Source organism: Myxococcus sp. AM011 (assembly GCF_013372595.1).
GTDB lineage: Bacteria > Myxococcota > Myxococcia > Myxococcales > Myxococcaceae > Myxococcus > Myxococcus eversor.
This window is the reverse complement of the sequence record NZ_JABXEM010000145.1, coordinates 21,381-28,042: the sequence shown is the minus strand read 5'-3', so window position 1 is coordinate 28,042 and position 6,662 is coordinate 21,381. Positions and strand designations below refer to the sequence as shown.

Sequence of the window (6,662 nt, the reverse complement as noted above, 5' to 3'; positions counted from 1 at the left end):
GTCACGGGGCGGGGACCCTGAGTCACGGTTTTTCGAGGCTACCCTTCCTCGGGCGGGGTGCCCTTGGGGAGGAAGCCGTACTTCTCCAGCTTGTAGTACAGCGCGGAGGTCTTGATGCCCAGCAACCGGGCGGTCTCCGTCTTCACCCCGCCCGCCTTCTCGTAGGCGCGGGCGATGAGCTGGCGCTCCAAGTCCTCCAGGATGTCCGGCAGGGGCCGATCTCCATGGGGCACGGGCAGCCCCGCGTCCATGCGCGGCGCGGCGCCGGTGAGGTGCGAGGGCAGGTCCGCGACGGTGAGCACGTCGCCCTCGGCGAAGACGAGCGCCTGCTCCACCACGTTCTCCAATTCGCGCACGTTGCCGGGCCACACGTGCCGGGCCAGGGCGCGCAGCGCGCCGTCATCCATCCCCGTCACCCGGCGGTTCACCCGGGGCGCGTGCTTGGCCACGAAGTGGTGGGCCAGCGAGGTGATGTCCTCGGGGCGCTCGCGCAGGGGCGGCAGCATCAGCGGGACGATGTGCAGCCGGTAGTAGAGGTCCTCGCGGAAGCGGCCCGCCTTCACCTCGGCCAGCAAGTCCCGGTGCGTGGCGCTCACCACGCGCACGTCCACCTTGAGCGTCTCCTCGCCGCCCACGCGCTGGATTTCCTTCTCCTGCAGCACGCGCAGGAGCTTGGTCTGCACCGAGTGGGGAATCTCCCCGATTTCATCGAGGAAGAGGGTGCCGCCGTCGGCCAGCTCGAAGCGGCCCAGCTTGCGCTTCACCGCGCCGGTGAAGGCGCCGCGCTCGTGGCCGAACAGCTCGCTCTCCAGCAGCGTCTCCGCCAGCGCCGCGCAGTGCACGACGACGAAGGGCCCGTCCTTGCGCGGCGACTCCTGGTGCAGCATGCGCGCGATGAGCTCCTTGCCGGTGCCGCTCTCGCCTCGCACCAGCACCGTCGCGTTGCTGTGCGCCGCCTTGCGCGCCTGGGAGAGCAGCCGCTGCATGGGCTCGCTGTCGCCCACCATGCTGCCGTGGGAGAGCGCCGCGTCCGCGTCATGCGCGGCGGTGCGCGCCTCCAGCTTCTCCACCTTGCGCCGCGTGCTGGCCAGCTCCAGGCCCTTGTCTACCTTGGCGCGCAGCACGTCGGGCGTGAAGGGCTTGGTGATGAAGTCGTAGGCGCCCTCCTGCATCGCCCGCACCGCGGTTTCGATGGTGCCGAAGGCCGTCACCACCATGACGACGGCGGAGGCGTCCATCGCCTTGAGCGCCTGGGTGACGGCGATGCCGTCCATCCCGTCCATCTTCATGTCCGTGACGACCAGGTCGAAGGGGGCCTTGCGGTACGCGGCCAGGCCGTCCGCGCCCCCTCGGACGGCGGACACGGCGTGGCCCGAGCGCGTGAGGGAGACCGTCATCCCCTCTCGCAGCGTGTCGTGGTCGTCGATGACGAGAATGCGAGCCATGGTTGTGGGGAGTCCTCATGCTCCGAGGGCGCCGGCCGCCCGGGTGCGTCCGCATGAGAGCACACCCGGGGCGGCACCCTACACCAGTGGCGGTCGGCCGCTTCCAGAAGGCGCTGGCGCGCGAGGGCTCCCCGGGGGTACGTGGGCCCGCATGGATTCCCAAGACGCCGCCGCCCTGCGCGAGTTGCTCGCGCGCCATGTCTCCCAGGACGACAAGGAGCGCGAAGACCTGGAGGCCATGCGCCACCACGCGGCCACGCTGCCTTCGCCCTTCTCCCGCTCGCAGCCCCAGGCGCACTTCACCGGCAGCGCGGTGGTGGTGGACCCGGAGGGCGCCCATGTGGTGATGGTGATGCACGGCAAGCTCAAGCGCTGGCTGCAGCCGGGCGGGCATGCGGACGCCGTGGACGCAGGCTCCATGGAGGCCACCGCGCTGCGCGAGGCGCGCGAGGAGACGGGCTGCCGCGTCACGCTCCACCCCACCGCGCCCCGGCCCCTGGACGTGGACGTCCACACGATTCCGGCCCGTCGTGACGAGCCGGAGCACCACCACCTGGACGTGCGCTACCTCGTCGTGGCGGAGGACCCGGCGTCGCTCGCGCATGACCCCGCCGAGTCCACCGGCGCGCAGTGGCTCACCTGGGAACAGGCGCTGGCCCGCGCGGACGAGGCGCCGCTGCGCCGCATGCTGGAGAAGGCGCGCCGCGCGGTGGCCCGCACGCCGTGAGCACGCCTGCCTGTCGGTGACATGCGGGCCGACGGGCCTGTGGTGGGGGCAACAGGAACGCAGTGGGGCGAGGGACACCGCGGGGCGCCCCGGAGCGAATTCTGAAACATGGCGGTGATAAAAGTGTCGCACGCGAACAGTCGCATGGCCGCGTGCAGGTGCCGTCACCACCATGCGCCGCTCCGGCGGGTGAAGGGGGGCCATGTCGGTCTGGCACCCGCCGCGAAGAGGAGCGTCCTGGAGCCATGTCGCCGACCGGCCTGGAAATGAGTGTCCCCGCGTTCGAGTCACCCGTGCGTCGCTACGGGCCTCCGCCACTGAAGCCCTCTCCGCATCCCCGCTGGCTGGAGGCGATGCTGGAGTCGACCCGTCATGACTGGAACGCGGCCTGCTGGCCTCCGCTGTTCCGCGACACGGCGGAGGAGAGGCGCCCGCCCCTGGCGTACTGGCGGCGCGTGCTGTCGCAGTTCTTCCTCATCGTCGAGTCCTTCCCCAAGTACATGGGCCTGTCGCTGGCGAAGACGACGTATGGCCGCACCGAGGGGGACGCGAGCATCCGGCGCTGGCTGTTGCAGAACCTGGGCGTCGAGGCGAAGCACGCGGAGTGGTTCATCGACTGGGTGCGCGCCATCGGCGTGGAGCCGGACACGCTCTTCCGCGTGCGGCCCCTGCCGGAAATCCAGGCGCTGCACGCGCACCTGCGCGACACCTGTGCGCGAGGCACGCTGGCGGAGGGCATCGCCGCGTCCAACTGGGCCATCGAGGGCATCACCGGGGTGTGGACGAAGGAGGTGGTGGAGCCCTTCCGCGCCTATGCCGCGGACGGAGCCCGCATCGACGCGAGCGCGATGATGTGGCTCAAGGCCCACGCCCGCTATGACGACCTGCACCCGGTGGAGGCGCTCGAAATCCTCAAGCTCTCCGTGGACGCCGAGGGCACCGAGCCCGCCCGCGTCGCCGCCGCCGCGCGCAAGTCCTTGCGCCTGTACTCCGCCGCCATCCGTGCCTGTTGCTCGGACTGAGAGTGTTCACCGTCCTGCCATGGTTTACACAGGGCAGTGGTTTTCCTGGGTGTGTATGTCTTTCAACAAGCCCTGAGATGACGGTTGTACAGTGTCTGGAACCGGGCGGGGCCCACTCGCTTTCCAAGCGATGACGTGCGGAGAATGCTGTCTGGAGCCATCCCGTCAGCGTGGATTCTTCGTGTCCGCATGACGCGGGAAAGCGACCCGTATGAGCATCGAAGACACTGTGATTCGCGAGTATCGGTGGCGTGCGCTCAAGGTGTTCATGGCGTGGGTGGTGCCCGCCGCGCCCATCGCCGCGTACCTCAACGGCATGTCCATGGGTGTCGCTGGGGCGGAGGGCGTGAAGGCGGTGGCGTGGGTGCTGCCGCCCATCCTCGTGGGCCTGGGGATGATTTATCCCGCTTTGTTCATGCGCTGGCTGGTGGGCAGCGCGCTGCGGACGTACGCGGATGACAGGCCGGGTGCGCGGCTGGAGCGCATCCTCCGACTGCCGTGGCGCGGGGCGGTGGGGACGTCATGGGTCGGGTGGACGCTGGGAGGTTTCTGGTTCAGCCTCCACGTGTGCCTGACATGGCACAAGGATTTATCCCTCGTCGTGCTGGGCACCATCATCGGCGTGTGCTGTGGCGTGCTGCTGGGCTTTCCCATCTGCGTGTCGCTGGAGCGGATGCTGCTACCGCTGGCGCTGGAGGAGCAGCGCAAGGATTCGACGGTGGCGCTCCAGGGCGGCGGTTTCTCGTGGCCCCGGCAGGCGTGGTTCCTACCCTTCACGTTTGGTGGCTCCATCGTCGCCGCGTTGGTGCTCAGCGGCTGCGTGGTGATGGTGAAGCTGGAGGGCATCCGCGACACGCTGCACGTGGAATTGGTGTCCGAGGGCGCGCGGCGCTCGGCGCGGATGTTGATGGAGCTGGGCGGGGTGCTTGCGGGCGAGCTGGCCTTCAGCCTGGCGTGGGTGGGAGGCCTGCTGCTGTTGCCGGGCATCACCATGTGGATGCTGGCGCGTCGTCAGGCGCGGGCGGCGCACGCGGTGGGGCAGGCGATTGAGTCCGTGGCGGCGGGGCGCGTCGTCGCGCCCGAGTGGGTGTCCACCGACGAGGTGGGGGATTTGGCCGCGGGGATGAACGCGGTGCTGGCCCGGCTGCGGCAGCTTCCGCTGTCGCTCCAGGCGTCGGCCGCGCGGCTGGGCGAGGCGGGCAGCCACCTGCGCACGGCCAACGACGAGCAGCAGGAGAGCTTCACCCGGCAGGCCGCCGCGCTGCACGAGGCGCAGGTGACGTCGGATGAGATTCGCCGCACGTCGCGGATGGCGGCGGACCGGGCGGAGGCGGTGCTCCAGGTGGCGAAGCGCGCGGAGGAGCTGGGCCTCAAGGGCGAGGCGGCGGTGGAGCGCAGCGTGGCGGGGCTGGCGGACATCCGCGGCGCGGTGGACGGAATCCAGGAGCGGCTGGAGAAGCTGGCGGAGAGCACCACGCAGATTGGCGACATCACCGAGACGGTGAAGGACCTGGCGGCCCAGTCCCACCTGCTCGCCGTCAACGCGGCGATTGAGGCGGCGCGCTCGGGGGAGCAGGGCAAGGGCTTCGCGGTGGTGGCGCGAGAGGTCCGCGCGCTGGCGGACCAGTCCATCCAGTCCACGCAGCGCATCCGCTCCATCCTCCAGGAAATCACCGCGGGCATCCGGGACGCGGCGAACATGGGCGAGCAGGGCGTGCGCACCATCGGCACGGGGTTGGACCAGATGCGCTCGTCGGGGGACTCGCTGCGCGAGCTGTCGCTCATGTCGCAGGAGAACTCGGCCGCCGCGCGCCAGATTGCCGCCGCCGTGACGCAGCAGAACGCGGGCATCTCCCAGATATCCACCGCCATCGCCGACCTGTCGCAAATCATGGACGCGACGATGAAGCGGCTGGAGTCCACGCAGGAGGCCACCCGCACGCTGGCGAATGTCTCCGGCGAGGTGGGGCAGATGGCGCGTCAGTTCAACGTGGTGAGCTGACGCCCGAGGGCTTCAGCGGAAGCGTCAGGGTGAATGTCGTGTCGCCCGGCGTGGACGTCATGTGCAGCTCGCCCCCGTGCGCGCGGGCAATCTTGCGTGCCAGGGGCAGGCCCAGGCCGGTGCCCTTCTCGCGGGTGGTGAAGAAGGGCTCGAAGATGCGCTCGCGCTCGGCTTCCGGCACGCCCGCGCCGCCGTCGTGGACGCGGATGGCGTAGCGCCCATGGTCCTCGGCGCCGGAGATGCGCACGCGGCCTCCGGAGGGCGAGGCCTGCACCGCGTTCTTCACCAGGTTGAGCAGCGCGGCGGTGAGCAGGCTGCCGTCGGCCTCCAGCAGCGCGGGCGCGGCGTCCACGTCCAGGGCGACCTGGCGGGCGCTGGCGTCCGCGGACGACAGCTCCTGGACGATGGAGAGCAGCGAGGGGGCCTCGACGGGCTCGCGGGCCAGGGGCTGCTCGCGCGCGAAGGCGAGGAAGTCCTCGACGATGCGCTGGAGGAAGGCGACCTCGCGCTGGATGCGCTCGACGTGCTCCTGGGCCTCCGTGTGGGCGCCCGCGCGCAGGTCCTCCTGGAGGATGCCGGAGAACAGGGCGATGCCGCCCAGGGGATTGCGCACCTCGTGGGCCACGCCCGCGAGCATCATCTTGAGCTGTCTGTCCCTGCTCTCCAGCGCGCCGCGCATCACTTCCAGCTCGCGGGCGAGCACGCCGATTTCGCGCGTGGGCTCCGGCGGCACGGGCGTGGTGAGGTCTCCCCGGCCGATGCGCAGCGCGGAGTCCATCAGCCGTCCGAGCGGACGCGCCAGCCCTCGCGCGGTGAGCAGCGCGATGATGGCGAGCGCGGTGAGGGCGAGCGCCCCCATGATGGCGAAGGTGCGCGACAGGCGCTGGAGTGGCCCGAAGAACGCGGCGCTGCCCTCCACGCCCACCGCGCCCACCACCTGTCCCGCGTGGACGATGGGGGCATAACCCGTCTTGTACAGCCGCCCGTCCGAGCCGGTGAAGAGCACCTGACTGGCCGCGTGCTCCCCCGCGAAGACGCGTGTCAGCTCCAGCCTGTCGCGCGCCAGCTCCGGCACTTCCGAGCCCACCGGAAGCCCTCCGCCCACGTCCGCGCGCACGCGGCCCTGCGCGTCCACGGCGAAGACGCGGCGCACGCCGCTGGCCTCGCGCACGCCTTCCAGCAGGCGCACCAGGTTGCGCCATGTCCGGGTGCCGCCCGTGTCGTCGCCGGCTTCAATCGTGAGCATGCGCTCGCCGTTGAGCTGGCTGGCGGTGGCGGCGGCGATGTTGGAGAGGCTCGCGCCCAGCTCCTCTTCGAGAATGGAGCGCGCGAGCTGGTAGACGGACGTGCCCGCCACCGCGACGAAGAGCAGGGTGGGGAAGAGGAACGCCACCAGCAGCCGGGTCGACAGCAGGCTGGGGAGCTCTCTCCACGGGAAAACGTTTCGTCGCGCCTCGCTCATGCGT

General features: G+C 70.7%; 5 protein-coding genes. 3 read left to right on the top strand and 2 right to left on the bottom strand.

Annotated elements, in window-relative coordinates; genetic code table 11:
• Positions 1–38 precede the first annotated feature (38 nt).
• On the bottom strand, positions 39–1,445 hold the full coding sequence (locus HUW62_RS27395; RefSeq protein ID WP_163866422.1) for a sigma-54 dependent transcriptional regulator: 1,407 nt from the start codon (positions 1,443–1,445) through the stop codon (positions 39–41).
• A gap of 151 nt (positions 1,446–1,596) precedes the next feature.
• On the opposite strand from HUW62_RS27395, the gene HUW62_RS27390 reads away from it, so the two are divergent.
• The 3 genes from HUW62_RS27390 to HUW62_RS27380 all read left to right on the top strand — a co-directional run bounded on the left by HUW62_RS27390 (position 1,597) and on the right by HUW62_RS27380 (position 5,196).
• Entirely contained in the window at positions 1,597–2,172 is a 576-nt protein-coding gene (locus HUW62_RS27390) for an NUDIX hydrolase (RefSeq protein WP_176436065.1), read from the top strand.
• 245 nt (positions 2,173–2,417) lie between these two features.
• On the top strand, positions 2,418–3,194 hold the full coding sequence (locus HUW62_RS27385; RefSeq protein WP_163866424.1) for a TenA family transcriptional regulator: 777 nt from the start codon (positions 2,418–2,420) through the stop codon (positions 3,192–3,194).
• 211 nt (positions 3,195–3,405) lie between these two features.
• A complete protein-coding gene (locus HUW62_RS27380; protein WP_176436064.1) occupies positions 3,406–5,196 on the top strand; it encodes a methyl-accepting chemotaxis protein in 1,791 nt (596 codons plus the stop codon).
• Here HUW62_RS27380 and HUW62_RS27375 read toward each other — a convergent pair.
• Entirely contained in the window at positions 5,180–6,658 is a 1,479-nt protein-coding gene (locus HUW62_RS27375; RefSeq protein WP_176436063.1) for an ATP-binding protein, read from the bottom strand. The two genes, HUW62_RS27380 and HUW62_RS27375, sit on opposite strands and share 17 nt — an antisense overlap.
• Between the last annotated feature and the right edge of the window lie 4 nt (positions 6,659–6,662).

What these genes read in the sequence shown, in the direction of transcription:
- HUW62_RS27395 (WP_163866422.1), bottom strand. Translation starts at nt 1,445, where the DNA reads ATGGCTCGCATTCTCGTCATCGACGACCACGACACGCTGCGAGAGGGG.
- HUW62_RS27390 (WP_176436065.1), top strand. Translation starts at nt 1,597, where the DNA reads ATGGATTCCCAAGACGCCGCCGCCCTGCGCGAGTTGCTCGCGCGCCAT.
- HUW62_RS27385 (WP_163866424.1), top strand. Translation starts at nt 2,418, where the DNA reads ATGTCGCCGACCGGCCTGGAAATGAGTGTCCCCGCGTTCGAGTCACCC.
- HUW62_RS27380 (WP_176436064.1), top strand. Translation starts at nt 3,406, where the DNA reads ATGAGCATCGAAGACACTGTGATTCGCGAGTATCGGTGGCGTGCGCTC.
- HUW62_RS27375 (WP_176436063.1), bottom strand. Translation starts at nt 6,658, where the DNA reads ATGAGCGAGGCGCGACGAAACGTTTTCCCGTGGAGAGAGCTCCCCAGC.